The organism is uncultured Campylobacter sp. (assembly GCF_938017615.1).
Taxonomy (GTDB): Bacteria; Campylobacterota; Campylobacteria; order Campylobacterales; family Campylobacteraceae; genus Campylobacter_B.
Genome location: NZ_CALIJA010000143.1, coordinates 1 through 15303, shown reverse-complemented (window position 1 = coordinate 15303; position 15303 = coordinate 1). Strand labels below are relative to the sequence as shown.

Annotated in this window: 16 protein-coding genes; 4 read left to right on the top strand and 12 right to left on the bottom strand. The window is 45.9% G+C overall.

What is annotated here, in order from left to right:
* The 12 genes from Q0620_RS07375 to Q0620_RS07320 all read right to left on the bottom strand — a co-directional run.
* A partial coding sequence (locus Q0620_RS07375; RefSeq protein ID WP_298784140.1) for a lysophospholipid acyltransferase family protein occupies window positions 1-849 on the bottom strand: 849 nt, incomplete at its 3' end.
* Window positions 850-908: 59 nt separating this feature from the next.
* Entirely contained in the window at window positions 909-2657 is a 1749-nt protein-coding gene (gene mnmE, locus Q0620_RS07370) for a tRNA uridine-5-carboxymethylaminomethyl(34) synthesis GTPase MnmE (RefSeq protein WP_298784138.1), read from the bottom strand.
* 2 nt (window positions 2658-2659) lie between these two features.
* Complete coding sequence (locus tag Q0620_RS07365; RefSeq protein ID WP_298784136.1) at window positions 2660-3415, bottom strand: Jag N-terminal domain-containing protein; 756 nt, start codon at window positions 3413-3415, stop codon at window positions 2660-2662.
* Window positions 3412-5055: a membrane protein insertase YidC gene (yidC, locus tag Q0620_RS07360; RefSeq protein WP_298784134.1), complete on the bottom strand. Its 1644-nt coding sequence runs from the start codon at window positions 5053-5055 to the stop codon at window positions 3412-3414. The genes Q0620_RS07365 and yidC overlap by 4 nt, the downstream gene beginning before the upstream one ends.
* The gene (yidD, locus tag Q0620_RS07355) at window positions 5045-5398 is read right to left on the bottom strand and encodes a membrane protein insertion efficiency factor YidD (RefSeq protein WP_298784132.1); all 354 of its coding nucleotides are present in this window, start codon (window positions 5396-5398) and stop codon (window positions 5045-5047) included. The genes yidC and yidD overlap by 11 nt, the downstream gene beginning before the upstream one ends.
* Window positions 5395-5703 (bottom strand): ribonuclease P protein component, encoded by a 309-nt coding sequence (rnpA, locus tag Q0620_RS07350; RefSeq protein WP_298784142.1) that lies wholly within the window; start codon window positions 5701-5703, stop codon window positions 5395-5397. The genes yidD and rnpA overlap by 4 nt, the downstream gene beginning before the upstream one ends.
* 14 nt (window positions 5704-5717) lie before the next feature.
* Entirely contained in the window at window positions 5718-5852 is a 135-nt protein-coding gene (gene rpmH / locus Q0620_RS07345; protein WP_005873223.1) for a 50S ribosomal protein L34, read from the bottom strand.
* Window positions 5853-5927: 75 nt separating this feature from the next.
* Window positions 5928-6281 carry a hypothetical protein gene (locus Q0620_RS07340; protein ID WP_298784130.1) on the bottom strand — a complete coding sequence of 118 codons (354 nt, stop codon included), beginning with the start codon at window positions 6279-6281 and terminating at the stop codon, window positions 5928-5930.
* Window positions 6278-7636 carry a TolC family protein gene (locus Q0620_RS07335; RefSeq protein WP_297941932.1) on the bottom strand — a complete coding sequence of 453 codons (1359 nt, stop codon included), beginning with the start codon at window positions 7634-7636 and terminating at the stop codon, window positions 6278-6280. The genes Q0620_RS07340 and Q0620_RS07335 overlap by 4 nt, the downstream gene beginning before the upstream one ends.
* Window positions 7637-7649: 13 nt before the next feature.
* Entirely contained in the window at window positions 7650-9578 is a 1929-nt protein-coding gene (locus tag Q0620_RS07330; RefSeq protein ID WP_298784128.1) for a MacB family efflux pump subunit, read from the bottom strand.
* 21 nt (window positions 9579-9599) lie between these two features.
* Entirely contained in the window at window positions 9600-10784 is a 1185-nt protein-coding gene (locus tag Q0620_RS07325) for an efflux RND transporter periplasmic adaptor subunit (protein ID WP_298784126.1), read from the bottom strand.
* 64 nt (window positions 10785-10848) lie between these two features.
* Entirely contained in the window at window positions 10849-11718 is an 870-nt protein-coding gene (locus Q0620_RS07320; RefSeq protein ID WP_291937892.1) for an EamA family transporter, read from the bottom strand.
* 151 nt (window positions 11719-11869) lie between these two features.
* Between Q0620_RS07320 and glmU the strand changes: the two genes are divergently transcribed.
* From glmU to Q0620_RS07300, 4 genes are all read left to right on the top strand, one after another.
* On the top strand, window positions 11870-13171 hold the full coding sequence (glmU, locus tag Q0620_RS07315) for a bifunctional UDP-N-acetylglucosamine diphosphorylase/glucosamine-1-phosphate N-acetyltransferase GlmU (protein ID WP_298784123.1): 1302 nt from the start codon (window positions 11870-11872) through the stop codon (window positions 13169-13171).
* A complete protein-coding gene (coaBC, locus tag Q0620_RS07310; RefSeq protein WP_298784122.1) occupies window positions 13164-14345 on the top strand; it encodes a bifunctional phosphopantothenoylcysteine decarboxylase/phosphopantothenate--cysteine ligase CoaBC in 1182 nt (393 codons plus the stop codon). Before glmU ends, coaBC begins: the two co-directional genes overlap by 8 nt.
* Window positions 14346-14348: 3 nt before the next feature.
* Window positions 14349-15026 (top strand): polyprenyl diphosphate synthase, encoded by a 678-nt coding sequence (gene uppS / locus Q0620_RS07305; RefSeq protein ID WP_298784121.1) that lies wholly within the window; start codon window positions 14349-14351, stop codon window positions 15024-15026.
* A gap of 7 nt (window positions 15027-15033) precedes the next feature.
* The coding region (locus Q0620_RS07300) for a prepilin peptidase (RefSeq protein ID WP_298784120.1) at window positions 15034-15303 on the top strand (270 nt) is incomplete at its 3' end.

Sequence of the window (15303 nt, the reverse complement as noted above, 5' to 3'; positions counted from 1 at the left end):
CCACTGCTGCGGCGCGGTTCGCACGACCTCTTCGAAAATGTCGTTGCACTTTTGCGTGATAAACAGTTCGGCCTCGTCCTTATTTAGCCCCTCAGGTAGCGGCGGGAAATCCTTGATCACGATCTCGTAGCGATCATCCTCTCCGCGGCGCGCAAAAATTGGTATCAGCACGGGGCGAAATTTCAAATAAAGCGACGCGATAGTCTTCGTGGTGTAGCACTGTCGTCCAAAAAAGGTCGTAATCAGGCTGTTTTTAGGACCTGGCTTTTGATCGGGCAGAATGCCTACGTTGCGCCCCTGCTTTAGCGCCTGCACGAGTCTGCGCATCGCATCGTCCTTGTAAATGAGGTCGTTGCCGTAGCGCTCGCGAAACGGCGCCACGAGCCGCTCTTCGATCAACTCATTATCGCTGCGACGCCCGACTACCGAGACGGGAAAGCCATTGGCGCCGAAAAAATTAGCTAGAATTTCCCAATTTCCAAAATGCGCAGTAAAAAATAAAATCCCGTGCGGATTATCACCTTTTAGCTTTCGGACGCGCTCTAGCGCCTGCTCGCCGTTTGAAATCAGATCATCAAATTTTAGTCTGCCATTGTAAAATAAAAGCGTATCAGTAAGCGTCCTAGCGATACTGCGAAAATTCTCGATCGCAAGAGCGTGAAGCTCACTTTCGCTTTTTTGCGGATAGGCGGCGCGAAGGTTATCCTGCGCGACTTTAACGCGCCTACTAAGCTTCCACGATGCGAAAAGTGCGAGCTTATCGAAAAATGCGAATATGAAGCTTTTCGGCGCGAATTTTGCAAATTTTATCAGACCCAGCGCCAAAAAATATTGGATTTTTTCCTTCATAAAGACCTCGTTTTAAATGCGAGATTATATTGAATTTTGGCTAATTAGTAGCTAAAACGCTATTTACCGAGGCAAAAATTGCTAAACATTTCGTCTAGAATTTCGTCTCGCTCAAATGGACGCGAAATACGTGCAATCGCCTCAATCGCGCGATTTATCTCAAATGCAAAAAGCTCAAGCTCGCCGCAAGCCAGGCGCTCGCTCGCGTTTTTAAGAGCTGAGAGCGCGCTCTCGCAAGATAGAATTTGCCGCTCGTTGCTTAGCATAAGGCCATCGAAATTTTGAGAATTTAAGTAGCTCTCAAGCGCGGTTAAAATTTTATCCACGCCCTCGTTTGCAGAAATTTCAAGTGGCGTAAAAATGGAATTTGCTTGGGTAGTTTGCCTAGCGGAATTTTTTGCAGAGCTATTAGGCGCGATGGAATTTGCAGAATTTTGTTTGGAATCATCCTGCGTGAAATTCTCCGCAGCACAGCTTGCAGTAACGCGCTCGGTATTTGGCGCCACTAGTCCCGCTTTTGCGGCGGAATTCTGTCCCACCAGATTTATGGAATTCGCAAGGGCTATTTGGCTTGTAAGCACGGAATCTGTGGAAGTAGAATTTTGCGCGCTTAAGTCACGCTTTAAATTTTTAGCTTTTAAATTCTGCGCGCAGGAATTTAAAGAAGCATCGCAGGTCCGACTTTGCTTTAAATTTTCGGCTGTGAAATTCTCTGATATGGGACTTTCAGCTGCGAAATTTTTTGCAGAAAAAGCCTCTAAATCATCGCCAAGATCCTCCGTGCTAGGATGAAATTTACGCGGCAGGTCACATTTATTTAAAATGTAGATGATTTTTTTCTCTTTTTGTTCGCGCAATATTTTTAGGATCTGCGCGTCCTCGGCGTCCCATTCGCGACTTGCATCAAACACCGCCAAAATCACGTCTGCCTCGCTTGCAGCGCGAAGCGAATATGAAATACCGATACTTTCGAGCTTTGAGCCGCTGTGTCTGATACCTGCGGTATCGACTATACGGATTAGATGAGTGCCTATTTGCAAGCTTTCTTCGATAAGATCGCGCGTAGTGCCCGCTTCGTCGCTAACAATAGCGCGACTAAAGCTCAGCATAGAATTTAAAATGCTTGATTTACCGACATTAGGCTTACCCACAATCGCTACTTTAAAGCCCTCGATTAGTCCCTTGCGGCTGCGGCTGATGCGAGTGATTTTTTCTAGAGAAGCGATATTTTGGCTAAGCATTTCTTGCGAGTTTTGTAGCACATCAGAAGGCAGATCATCCTCCGCGTAGTCGATGCAAACCTCGACGAAGGCCAACGTCTTAACCAGAGCTGCGCGCAGATTTGCGACGAAGTCTGCTAGCTCGCCGCGCAGGTTTCTAGCTAAAATTTTAGCCGCACTTTGCGAGCGCGAATTAATCAGATCGCTTATGGCTTCGGCTTTACTAAGATCCATTTTACCGTTTAAAAACGCTCGCTTACTAAACTCGCCCGGATTTGCTATGCGCGCACCTAGAGCCAGCACGGCATCTAACGCCAAGGACGAAGCCGTAAAGCCGCCGTGGGTCTGCACTTCTACGACATCCTCGCCGGTAAAGCTATGCGGAGCCTTGAAATATATCAAAATCGCCTCGCCGAACGCTTCGCCGCTCGCGTCAAAAAGATTCACAAGCGTGGCATAGCGAGGTCGCAAACAGCTGCGATGTGAAAGGCTTAGAGCGATGGATAGCGCTTCCTCGCCTGAAATTCTAACTATACAAATTCCGCCGATGCCGTGAGCCGTAGCTATAGCGGCGATAGTCTCGCTCACGATTAGTTTTTTTCGTCTACGATGACGATTTTGCCGCTACGCGTGGATTTGATGCCCACGAAACGATCTGGATATGCTTGTTTTAGCTTATCGGCTACAATTTTGATAAATGCGCCATCAAAAGCCTTCGTGACGATACGCTCATTTCCGGAGCGTTCCACGAGCGCATTTACATAAGAATCGATAAATCGTTCTTGATTTTGTAAAAATTCCGCGATTTCAAAAACTACGGCAAGATCATATCTGATGCTGATCCAGTTGTAAATCATATACGAAAGTGCCTTGTAGCGGTGTCCTTCTTTGCCTATCAAAAGCGCGCTATCCTCGCCTTGTAGCTTGATATAGACGGTATTTTCGTCGATTTTGCTAACATCGCTAACTTCGATATTAAACTCACTTGATCTAAAAAGTGCAGATAGCTTCTCTTTGATATCGGATAGAATTTCATCCGTTACAACGCCCTTTTGCTTTTCTTTGCGATGTTTAGAATGCGTGGTGCGCGAACTTTGAGACTCTGATTTGTCGCCCTGCTTTTTCTCTGCTTTGCCGGTTTTGTTTTGAGAGGCGCTAAATTCCGGATTTTCGCTAAATTTCTCCCCTTCCAAAACAGCTTCTATAATAGCATTTTTCTTAAAAAAGCCCAAAAATCCGCCGCTTGGATGCTGCAGCACGCGCACGCTAAGCTGCGTTACCGAGCATCCCAGCTCAGCTGCTGCTTTATTATATGCGTCTTTTAAATTTTCTGCTTCAATTATCATGACTTTTTCTCCGCTATTTGAGCTTGTTTATGCCTAGCAAAGGCCTTGTTTATGACGTATTGCTGAATGATTGAGCAGAAGTTATTGACCGTCCAGTATAACGTAAGACCTGCAGGAAACATTACAAAAAATACCGTAAAAATAAGCGGCAAGAATTTCATCATCTTCTCTTGCATCGGATCGGTAAATGTAGTCGGCGTAATCTTTTGCTGTAAAAACATCAAAATTCCCATCGTAATCGGCAGGATGTAATATGGATCTTTAAGCGACAGATCGTGGATCCACAGCGCCCACTCCGCGCCCTTTAGCTCGATCGCATTAAGCAGCACGCGGTAGATCGCGAAAAATACCGGTATCTGAAGCAGGATCGGTAAGCAGCCGCCCATTGGATTGGCGCCGTTTTTCTTATACAGATCCATCATATGCAACTGCAGCTTTTGTTTATCGTCCTTATATTTCTCCTGAAGCTCCTTCATCTTAGGCGCCAGATCTTTTAGCTTATTCATCGATAGCATTCCCTTGTAGCTTAGCGGGAATAAGATTAGGCGGATAATGAGCGTAAGCACAACGATCGACCAGCCCCAGTTACCGATATAGCCGTGCAACCAGTTTAGAAATTTAAACATCGGGCGGGCGATGAAGGTAAACCAGCCATATTCGATAATGTGCGTAAGAGCAGGATTTATCGAGCTTAGCGTCGCGTGATCTTTCGCGCCGATATAGCCCGTAAGACTAAGATCGCCGTCCGAGCCTATGAAAACCTGCGAAATTTTATCTGCGTCAGTCACGGTCGCATTCAAGCTCTCTCCGTAAAATAGCGTTGTATAATAGCGATCGGAGCTTGCAGCGATATTCGCCCCACTTATTCGCTCATTTTTATCCACATCGCCATCTTTAAAAATTTCTACGCTTTCGTTTATAGCCTGCGAGCCCGTAAAAAATGAAGTGATTTTATCTGAAATTCCAGCGTCGCCCGGTTTTCCTACAATGACGCCGTGAACCGTATAGCTATCTACTTCTACGTTCGGACGCGAGCCAGGGCTGATGAAATAACGCGCATTGCCGCTTAACTTCAGATCCAATTTATAACTACCATTTGGATAAAAGGTAAGAATTTTATTTATGCTAACGGCGCCTAAACTTTGACTTAACGTAACGCTAGCCTCTCCGTTTCGTACGTCCAGCTCGCTAGATGAAGCGCCGTAAGGATTATCGAAAGCCATCGCATTCAACGCCGCGTCCTCGAAGCGCACCTCAAGCGGCTTGGAGTGCGATTTGGCATCGATTAAATTTAGAGCCTCGCCGTTTCCGTCACGAAATTTTGCATCGTTTAACACATACGAGCTTATGCGACCGAGCCCGTCGATTGTAAAATTTGCCTCTTTGCCAACCACGCGCACTAACGGTGCAGAGATAGAATTTGAGGTATTTAAATTTGCTCCCTGCGCGCTCACGCCAGCGGCGGAAGTTTGCGGAGCGGATTTGGCGGCATTTTTTTGCGCGATTTGCGCCGCGGTTGCATTTGCCTCCATAGCAGCGCGAATTTTTGATAAATAAAAATGATCGTAAGCTACAAAAAATATGAGCGCAGTTGCTATCGCGATAGCAAGGCGCTTTGATTGAGGAAGTTTATCTAGCACTATTTTCTCCTAGTCGTATGACGTAATATCTATTTTTTTTATATGGTATAAACCAAAGCTTAAATTTCTGCGCGCGCGCGTTAAAGCCGCCTTCGCAGACTTTTGAAAATACGCAAAATTTGAAATTTCGCGCGATTATCGGATAATCTATGCCACCGCTAAAGAACGGATTGCACCTTAAAATTCTAGCCGTTACAGCGCAGAGCGCGCCAAAGACACCGTTAAACTTAAACTCATAAAGCGCGTATTCCGAACAGCTCGGATAATAACGGCAACAGCGCGGTAGCAAAGGCGAAATAAATTTTCGATAAAACCCGATCGCGGCTATAAAAAATCTCTTCATTTTACTGCGCCGATCTTTTTAAACGCCCATTTTAAATTTCGCTCAATGTCTTCAAAGCTCATATCTACGATCCGCTTTTTTGCGATTAATATAAAAATTCCGCTAACAATGGCGTCTTTTTGATTATAAAACACTGCGCGCAAACGTCTTTTGGCGCGGTTTCGCGTGACCGAATTGCCTATTTTTTTACTGGCGACTGCGCTAAATTTACGCTGCTCGCTAGCCAAAAAATACACGACAGCGCATTCGCAATGCCACTTCGCCGCACTTTTATAAACCTCCGAAAAAACCCCGCTATCGCTTATCGCAGCAAATTCGCCTACGCAGCCAATCTTCTTCTGCCTTTAGCACGTCTTGCACTTAAAACTCTGCGACCGTTTTTTGTTTTCATGCGGACGCGAAAGCCGTGAGTGCGCTTTTTAGGGGTATTGTGGGGTTGGTACGTTCTTTTCATAACTGTTCCTTTAAGAAAATGTAAAGCGGAGATTTTATAGAAACTTTACTTAAAAACCGATAAACAAAAGCAGCCCTAGCGCCGATAAGCGTCGCCTTGCAGCTTTTTGCGGCGCAGTTTTAAGTCTTGCTCATTTTTATTGTTTCGCTCCTTGATGTCTTGCATCGGCTGTTTTTTCATCGAAAAATCATCGTGGTCGCCTACGCCTTTTGATTCACGCTGTAAATTATTTTGCAAGATTTGCCTATCTAATTCATTTTTTTGACGATTTAGCATAATTTCACTATGGTTTTTCTCAAATTCTGATTGCTTATCGTCCGCAACATAAGCGCTGGCACCAAAGCTTACTGAGTCATCTTGCGCTCTTATTGCCGTGCAATCAGCAAATATCGCACCGCAAAGCAGCCAAAATATCAAAACCTTTTTCATTTGCGTTTAAATTTGCCTGCCATCGCGCGATAGATCGCCGCCTCGTTTTGAAGCGTCAAATATCTTTGATTTAGCTCGTTTATCTTAGCGTTTACGGCGTCAGTGCGGGCTTCTAGCATATCCTTTAGCTCACTTGAGCCTGCTTCGTATTTCGCGGCGTAAAGATCGGCAATGCGCGCCTTTTCGTCATAAGCGGCACTTAAATTTTTAAGGCTAGCCAGATTGATCTGGTAAATTCTATATAAATTTAGCACCTCATTCGTAGCGTTAGAGAGCGTCTGTTCGTAATTTACGACGTTTTTGCGAAAAGCGATCTCTGAAATTTTAAGGCGGTTTTCAACCCTCGCATAATCCAAAAACGGCAGACTTATGCTTACGTTGCCGCTTAAAAAATTTAGCTTGAAACTATCATTAGCGCTCACGCCTTGCCCGTTAGTAAGCCCTGCGCCTAAATTTACGCTAGGAAAGAAATTTAACTTAGCGGTCTGTTCGTCGTAAAAGCTGGAATTTAGCCTAGCGATCGCAGCTCTAATGTCGGGGCGGTTAGCAAGCGCTGTGTAAGGTACATTTAGATCAACGCCTTGGAATTCTATGGAATTTATCGAATCTGTGTTATCATCAAATTGCAAGCTGGAGGAGATGAGATTTCTCATATATTTATGATTATCCTCAATATTTTTTTGAATGCTTAATACCTTGTTTTCAAGCCCTAGAATAGAATTTTGAATCTGCCTGTAATCAAGCTGCTCGGACTTGCCGTAATCATATTTTGCCTTGATTATTTTTTCGATCTCGCGGTAATCGCTTAAATTCTGTTTTGTCCATTTTAGCGAATCGTTTAAATAAAGCATCTCGAAGTAGCCGCTTACGACAGAATTTATAAGAGTCAGGCGAGTATTTTCAAGGTCAAACTCGCTGGCTTTAGCGTTCCAGCCCTCGGCATTTACCGCCGAGCGGATCTTGCCGAAAAGATCAAGCTCATAGCTTACGTTAAAACCAGAGCTATAGGTTTTGTTCCAGTTCGAGCCGGTGCTTATGTCGCGATTAGCGCCCGCACTCCACGAGCTACTTAGCGTAGGAAAAAGATCAGCCCTACTTAGCCCTAAATTTGCATAAGCACTCTCAACGTTTAAAGCCGCTGTTTTTAGATCATAGTTATTCGCAAGAGCTTGATCTACAAGCTTATTTAGGTACGATTCGCCATATTTTTTATACCACAGCGTATCGATTTCATAGCTTGCATTTTCGTCCTTGAAATGCTCTACAGGTTTAAATTCGACCTCACTTTGATTTGAGGCGCAACCGCCGATAAAAACAGCTAAAATGCCGCTTAAAATTACTTTGGAATTTATCATTTTCTCTCCTTGTTTATTCTTGTGCTAAAGCATCTATCGGATTTAATCTGCTGGCGTTTCTTGCCGGCAGATAGCCGAAAACTATACCGATCGCGGACGACGCCGCAAAGGCGATCACGAAAGGCGCGGTAGTAAATTTCATCGCAAAATCCGGGCTTATGATATTAAACGCAAATCCAAGCGCTAAAGCGATTAAAATTCCTAAAGCTCCGCCCAGCGAGCAAAGCAAGATCGCCTCTATCAAAAACTGCTGCAAGATATTGGATTGCTTCGCGCCGATCGCCATTCTGATGCCGATCTCGCGCGTGCGCTCGGTAACGCTTACGAGCATGATATTCATCACGCCGATGCCGCCGACGACGAGCGAGATCACTGCGATCGATGAGATCAGAATCGTCATCGTGCCAGTGGTGCTTTGTATTGTTTGTTTGATAGTATCTGCGTTCATCGTATGAAAATCCCGCGAGCCGTGTCTTTGGATAAGTAGCTGAGTTAGGCTCTCTTCGGCTACTTGAGTATTGACATCGTCTCTTATTTTGATGGTAATAGAGCTGATTTTTCGATTGCCCGTGATTTTATTCATCACGGTTGAGTACGGCGCGTAAATTCTTAAATTTTCGTTGCTTCCGAAGGCGTTCTTGTCCTTGCCCGAAACTCCTATGATCTTAAGTGGCTTACCCGAAAATAAAATCGTCTTACCGATCGGATCTGAATTTTTAAAAAATGTTTTTTTAGTGTTTGGATCGATAATCGCGACAGAGGCAGAATTTTTAATATCATCGTCGCTAAAATTTCTACCATCTTCTATATCTATGCCATTAACCGCCAAAGAATTTACGCCACCGCCGCGCAGTTGGGCTTTAGAGCTTAAATTTGCATAGGTTATCATGCCGCTTGCAGAAGCATTTGGTGTGGCATAATCGACGTAGGGCTGGCGCGCCAAAACTTTAGAATCGCTTATCGTAAGGGTGCTCACAAAGCCCGCTCGCACATCGCCGAAATTTTTACCGGGAAAGATATCGATCGTATTGGTGCCAATTTTGCGGATCTCGGATAAAATTTTCTCCTCCGAACCCTTACCGAGAGCTACTACGCAGATAACCGAGGCGATGCCGATGATGATACCAAGCATCGTCAAAATCGATCTTAGTTTATGCGAAAATATCGCGCTAATGGACATTTTAAAGCTTTCGATTAGCTGGTCTTTGCAAAATATAAAGGAATTTTTAGTTTTGATCTGCTCTTTTTTGCGCTCAAAAATCCGCTCGGCCTTTCTTTTATCGCTTAAAATTCTGCCGTCTTTTATCTCGATGATACGATCCGCAAATTCCGCAATATGCGCATCATGCGTAACTATGATGATGGTATGGCCCTCTTTGTGCAGCGCCGTTAAAATTTGCATCACCGTCTCGCCGCTTTTGCTATCAAGCGCGCCAGTAGGTTCGTCTGCCAAAATCACTTCGCCGCCGTTTATCAGAGCGCGAGCGATACCTACGCGCTGCTGCTGCCCGCCGCTAAGCTTGCTCGGTAAATTTTTGGTGCGATCGCCAAGCTCCAGCTTATTTAAAAGCTCTACCGCTCGTTTCGTCCGTTCGCTCGCCCCCACGCCCGCATACACCGCAGGCAGCGAGACGTTTGCGGTCGCGTCCATCGTAGCGATAAGATTGTATTTTTGAAAGACAAAGCCGAATTTTTTACTTCTAAGCGCCGCAAGCTCATCGCCGCTTAAATTCGCGGTCTCGCGACCTTCGATCTTATAGCTTCCACTGCTTGGCGTATCGATGCAGCCGATTATGTTCATCAGCGTGGATTTTCCGCTTCCGGATTGCCCGATTATCGATATAAACTCGCCCGCTTCGATATTTAAACTTACGTCCTTTAGCACGTGGATTTCGTTATCGCCAAGAATGAATTTTTTGTTTATATCTTTAAGCTCTAGCATCTTTGCACCATAAAATTTTAACTAAAACACCATCGGAGGCCCGTCCATATTTAACGGCGCGGCTTTTCCGTCGGCGATAAGCACCTCATCTTTTTCATCCAAACCGCTTAAAATTTCAGTATTTAAATCGTCGCTGACGCCCGTTTTTACGTATCGCTGCTCAGGCTCTTTGCCGTTAAGCACTGTGACGTAATCGCCTTTCGCGTCGCGCTTGATAACCGAGGTAGGTAGGTAGCTAGTATTGTTCGCTTCGCTTACGATTATGTTGTTTTCGGTCGTCATTCCGATCTTTAAAAAATCGTTTTCGTTATCCACTAGCATCTTTGCGTAAAAATAGATCGCACTATCGCTGCTACTCGAAGAATAGGACGAACCGCTAGAGGTTTTATCGTAAGTCCCGTCGCTAAGCGTGGTAAGACCGGGGTCGATCTTGTAAATTTTAGCCTTTTTGATATTATCCAGATCTGATAGTATGGAGTATTCTACGTCCATTCCAACCTTTACTTTGGATATATCGCCCTCTGCGATCTGCATCTTGATCTCCATCTTGCTTAGATCGGCGATCTTTACGATCGTAGGCGTAGTTTGGTTGGAATTTACCGTTTTGCCCTCCTCTACCGGCATCGAAACGATCGTGCCGCTTATCGGAGCTGTGATTTTGGTGTAGCCGAAATTCGTCTCCGCCGTGCTTAGCTGAAGTTTGGTCTGCTCGATCTGCGCCTCGATCTGCTTCTGCTCGGCCTCTTTTAAAGCGGCGCTATTTTTAGCATTTTCCACCGCCTCTTTGGAAGCGGCGTTTCTTTTATACAGCTCAAGCTCGCGGTTATACTGCGTTTTAGCGTTCGCCGCGGCGATCTTTGCCGAAGCCAAATTTGCCTCGTGGATCAGAAGCTGTGCTTTTTGCTGCGCAATCTCGTTTTCTTGTGTGACGGAATCAATCTGTGCGATCATATCGCCCTTTTGAACCTTATCGCCAACTTTGACATAGAGCTTTTTGATCTGACCGCTTACCTGCGCGCCCACGTCTACCAAATCCCTGGCATAAACCTCGCCCGTAGCCGTCACCGTGCCTCTAATACTGCCCTTCTCAAGCCTTGTGGTAAGGGCCTTCGGCGCTTCTTCTTGCTTAAAAAATTTGCCGTATAAGAAATATATCGCAATGACTATGAGCAGGGTAAAGACGATAAATTTCAAGGTTTTTTTCATTTTGCCAACTTCAAATAAAATAAGGGCTAATTCTAATGTAAAAATATAAAATTTTAGTTAAATACTAAATTCTTTGCTCGCGCAGGGCGTAAAATTTCATAATCTTTTTATGCAAAATAAGCGAAACGTAGATCAGCGCCGAGCCTGCAAGCAGGCGCGCTAGATCGGCGTCTTTTTGCCAAAATACTAAATTTACGACGATCGCTGCGGGAATGAGCGCGTTATTCATAATCGCAAGCACGCCGCTATCGACTTCGCACGCGCCTTTATTCCACAAAAAATACCCCAGAGCGCTTGCGACAGTGCCCAGATACACGATCACCGCGCCCTGCGAGAAGCTAGGATTAAATTTAGAAAAATCCCCGAGCACGATCGCGGCAATCGCCGTGACCGCGGTAGCTCCGACGAAAAAATAGCCGAAAAGCTCCTTTTGTTCGCTAAAACCGTGGCGCTCCAGCATAAATTTATACGCGCTCTGTCCGAGCCCGAAGCATAAATTTGCGCCTTGGACTAGCAAAAAGCCCGTCAAAAACTCAGAGTTTATCGCGCCGAATTTTATCACCAAAGCCCCCAGCACCGCGACTGCGACGCTGAAAAGATATAGCGCGCGAAATCTAAGCTTAAGCGCATCGTAAAGCAGCGTCACGTAAAACGGAGTAAATATCGTAAAAAGCGCCACTTCATAGACCTTCAAATACGCAAAGCTGCGGTAGTAGAAGATATACATCACGCCGATCTGCACTGCGCCCACGGCGCAAATTTTAAGTGCCAAGGCGGGATTTACGCCACGAAATTTCATAAACGGCAAAAAGCAAATTAGCGCCAACGATACGCGCGAAAATGCCAAATACGCGCTGTCTATGCCGCGCAAAAACTCGCCTATCAGCGAGAAACTAAAAGCCCAAATACAAGTAACCAAAATCAGTTTTTTCAAAACGTCCGCCTAAGCTTTAAAATTTAGGCGGAATTTTATAAAATTTTAGTTGAATTTGGGATTTAAATTTCGCCCACGCGGCATAAATTTAGGTTTTTATTTATTTTAAATGTGTTAAAATTATCCAATTTTTTGAAATTTAAGGGTACAAATGAACAACGTTTCGGTTATAGTTCTTGCCGCAGGACTCGGCACTCGGATGAAGTCGCAAAAAGCCAAGGTTCTTTTCGAGCTTTGCGGCGAGCCGATGATAATCCACATCTTAAAGAAAGCTTACGAAATTTCAAACGACGTGAGCGTGATTTTACACTATCAATTCGACGAGGTTAAAAGCGCGGTTCTAGCGCACTTTCCAAACGCTAAAATCTACAAACAAGACCACGAGCATTTCCCCGGCACTGCAGGTGGACTAAAAGAGGTCGAAATCAGCGGAGCCAAAACGCTCATAATCTGCGGCGATATGCCTTTGGTAAAAAGCGCCGAGCTTCGCAAACTCTGCGAGGGGGATGCGGAAGTAAATTTAAGCGTTTTTAGCGCGCGCGATCCATTCGGATACGGTCGCGTAATTACCCGCGGCGGCGAAATTTTAAAGATCGTCGAGCAAAAGGACGCAAGCGAGGAAGAAAAGGCGGTAAAAGACGCAAACGCCGGCTGCTACTGCTTCAAAAGCGAGGCATTGAAACGGATCCTACCTCAGATCAAACCCGATAACGCGCAAAAAGAATACTACCTCACAGACGCGATCAAAATCGCCAAAGATATGGGCTTAAAATGCGCCGCCGTGTGGGTGGATGAGCAAAGCTTCATGGGCATAAACGATAAGCTCGCCCTCAGCATCGCCGAAAATTTAATGCAAAACGAGATCAAAGAAAATTTGATGAAGCAAGGCGTTTTGATGCGCCTACCTCAAAGCATCTACATCGACAGTAGAGCAAAATTTATCGGCGAGTGCGAGCTGCAAGAAAACGTAAGTATCATCGGTCCTTGCGTGATCGAAAGCTCGCTTATCAAAGGCGGCTGCGTCATCGAAGATAGCGTCGTAAAAAACTCCGATATCGGTCCGATGGCACATCTGCGCCCAAAATGCGAAGTCATCGGCACCCATATCGGAAATTTCGTCGAGCTTAAAAACGCAAAAGTAAACAGGATCAAGGCGGGGCATTTAAGCTATCTTGGGGATTGCGAGATCGATGAGGGCAGCAATATCGGCTGCGGCACGATTACGTGCAACTACGACGGCAAGAAAAAATACAAAACGATAATCGGCAAAAACGTCTTCATCGGCTCGGACACGCAGCTAGTAGCGCCCGTGCGGGTGGCCGACGACGTCATAATCGCCGCGGGCACGACGGTTACAAGCGACGTTCCGAGCGGCGCGCTGGCGATCAGCCGAAGCAAACAAATCAACAAAGATGGGTTTTTCCATAAATTTTTTAGGAGCGAAGATGAGTAAGAAAAAGGTTTTACTGGCGGTTTGCGGGAGTATCAGTTTTTACAAAGCGTTTGAAATTTTATCCGCTCTGAAAAAGTCGAATTTCGACGTCTATGTCGCGCTTAGCGACGGCGTGCAGGAGTTTGTCAGCTACAAAGCATTCGAGGCGCTGTGCGATCACCCCGTGCTTTGCAAAGCCAACGAAAACTGGCAGGCGGGTATCAACCACATCGCTTATTCTAAGGTGGATTTAGTTTTGATCGCGCCTGCGACGGCAAATACTATAAACAAGCTCGCATGGGGCGTCTGCGACAATGTATTTTTAGAGGTGCTAAACGCGGCTTTTGCCCACGCCAAGGTGGTTATCGCGCCCGCCGCGAACCCCGCACTACTTGAAAACAACATCACGAAAAACTGCATCGATATGCTAAAAGCGAGCGTCAATGCGTATTTTGTGGATCCGATAGAAAAAACCCTAGCTTGCGGAGATACCGGCAAGGGCGGACTAGCGAGCACCGAGGCGATTATGCAGACGCTAAAGCGTGCGCTTTACAACGATAAATTTTGGGAGGATAAAACCGTCATCATCACCGGAGGCGCGACGATTGAAAAGATCGATAGCGTGCGCGGCATTACGAATTTTTCCAGCGGCAAAACCTCCAAAGCGATTGCCGACGCGCTGTTTTATCTGGGTGCAGACGTGACGCTGATCTCTAGCAATGAATATGAAAATTTACCGTACAAGCTCGTTAAATTTGAAAGCACTATCGGGCTAAAATCGGCGCTTGACAGCACAAAATTCCCAGACGGCGCATATTTGATAATGGCTGCCGCGGTAAGCGACTACTCGCCGAAGGTGCGCTACAAAGATAAGGTGAAAAAAGCGGAGATCGGCGAAATTTGGAATTTACGCCTGGGCGAGAACGAAGATATCTTAAGCTCCGTGCGCGGAAATATCAAAAAAGTGGGCTTTAAACTCGAAACCGACCGCGAAAACGCCGTCGGCGAGGCCAAACGCATGCTTAACGAAAAGCATCTCGACGCCGTCTGCCTAAACGTGCTGGACGACATCATCAAGCTCGGCGGCGACGTCCTTAAGGTCACCTTTATCACGAAAAACGATCAGGTCGTAATCGACACCGCGCCGAAGAACGAAGTCGCCCTAAAAATCGCAGCTGAGCTGAAAAAAATCTGATCCGTGAATAGCCTAAATCATCTCGCTCTTGTGATGGACGGCAACGGGCGCTGGGCGAAAAAGCGCGGTCTGCTGCGCACCGGCGGGCACGAAGCGGGCGCGGAGGTCGTGGAGCAGATCTGCGAGTTTTGCATCGACGAAGGCATCGCAAACCTCACGCTCTACGCCTTTAGCACCGAAAATTGGAAGCGTCCGAAAAGCGAAGTGGAATTTTTGATGAAGTTGCTTCAAAAATTCCTAATTTCGCGCCGTGAAAAATTTATCCAAAACGGAATAAAATTCTATCCGATCGGCGATATATCGGCTTTTAGCGGCGATCTGCGAAGCGAGATCGAATATCTTTCAAATTTAACGCAAAACGGGAGAGCGCTAAATTTTAACCTAGCGATCAACTACGGCTCTCGCGACGAGATCGTGCGAGCGTGCGAGCGGCTGCTTGCAAGCGGCGAGCTCCTAAGCGAAGCGGGCATCGGCGCGCATCTGGATACCGCGCACAGCGGCGACGTGGATCTGCTGGTGCGCACCGGCGGCGAGCAGCGGCTATCTAATTTCTTGCTCTGGCAAGCAAGCTACGCGGAGCTATTTTTCACGCCGACACTTTGGCCTGACTTTGGCAAGGATGAGCTTGCAAGCATCGTGGCTAAATTTAAAGATATAGAGCGAAGATTTGGCGGAGTTTAGTGAGATAATGGATATTTTGGTCATCTTTTTTGCCGTTTTTGCTTTTGTTTTTGGCATCTGCGTGGGGTCATTTTCAAATGTGCTGATATACCGCTTGCCACGAAATGAAAGTATAAATTTCCCAGCCTCACACTGCCCAAAATGCTCTCACAAGCTAAATTTTTATCACAATATCCCGCTTTTTTCATGGCTATTTTTAGGCGGAAAATGCGCCTTTTGCAAGCAAAAGATAAACCTTATCTATCCGCTAGTTGAGCTAGCCTCTGGGCTACTTTTT

Bases quoted from the DNA above. Each gene is read 5' to 3' on its own strand.
- Q0620_RS07365 (WP_298784136.1), bottom strand. From the start codon at position 3,415: ATGATAATTGAAGCAGAAAATTTAAAAGACGCATATAATAAAGCAGCA.
- yidD (WP_298784132.1), bottom strand. From the start codon at position 5,398: ATGAAGAGATTTTTTATAGCCGCGATCGGGTTTTATCGAAAATTTATT.
- rpmH (WP_005873223.1), bottom strand. From the start codon at position 5,852: ATGAAAAGAACGTACCAACCCCACAATACCCCTAAAAAGCGCACTCAC.
- Q0620_RS07340 (WP_298784130.1), bottom strand. From the start codon at position 6,281: ATGAAAAAGGTTTTGATATTTTGGCTGCTTTGCGGTGCGATATTTGCT.
- Q0620_RS07335 (WP_297941932.1), bottom strand. From the start codon at position 7,636: ATGATAAATTCCAAAGTAATTTTAAGCGGCATTTTAGCTGTTTTTATC.
- Q0620_RS07330 (WP_298784128.1), bottom strand. From the start codon at position 9,578: ATGCTAGAGCTTAAAGATATAAACAAAAAATTCATTCTTGGCGATAAC.
- Q0620_RS07325 (WP_298784126.1), bottom strand. From the start codon at position 10,784: ATGAAAAAAACCTTGAAATTTATCGTCTTTACCCTGCTCATAGTCATT.
- glmU (WP_298784123.1), top strand. From the start codon at position 11,870: ATGAACAACGTTTCGGTTATAGTTCTTGCCGCAGGACTCGGCACTCGG.
- coaBC (WP_298784122.1), top strand. From the start codon at position 13,164: ATGAGTAAGAAAAAGGTTTTACTGGCGGTTTGCGGGAGTATCAGTTTT.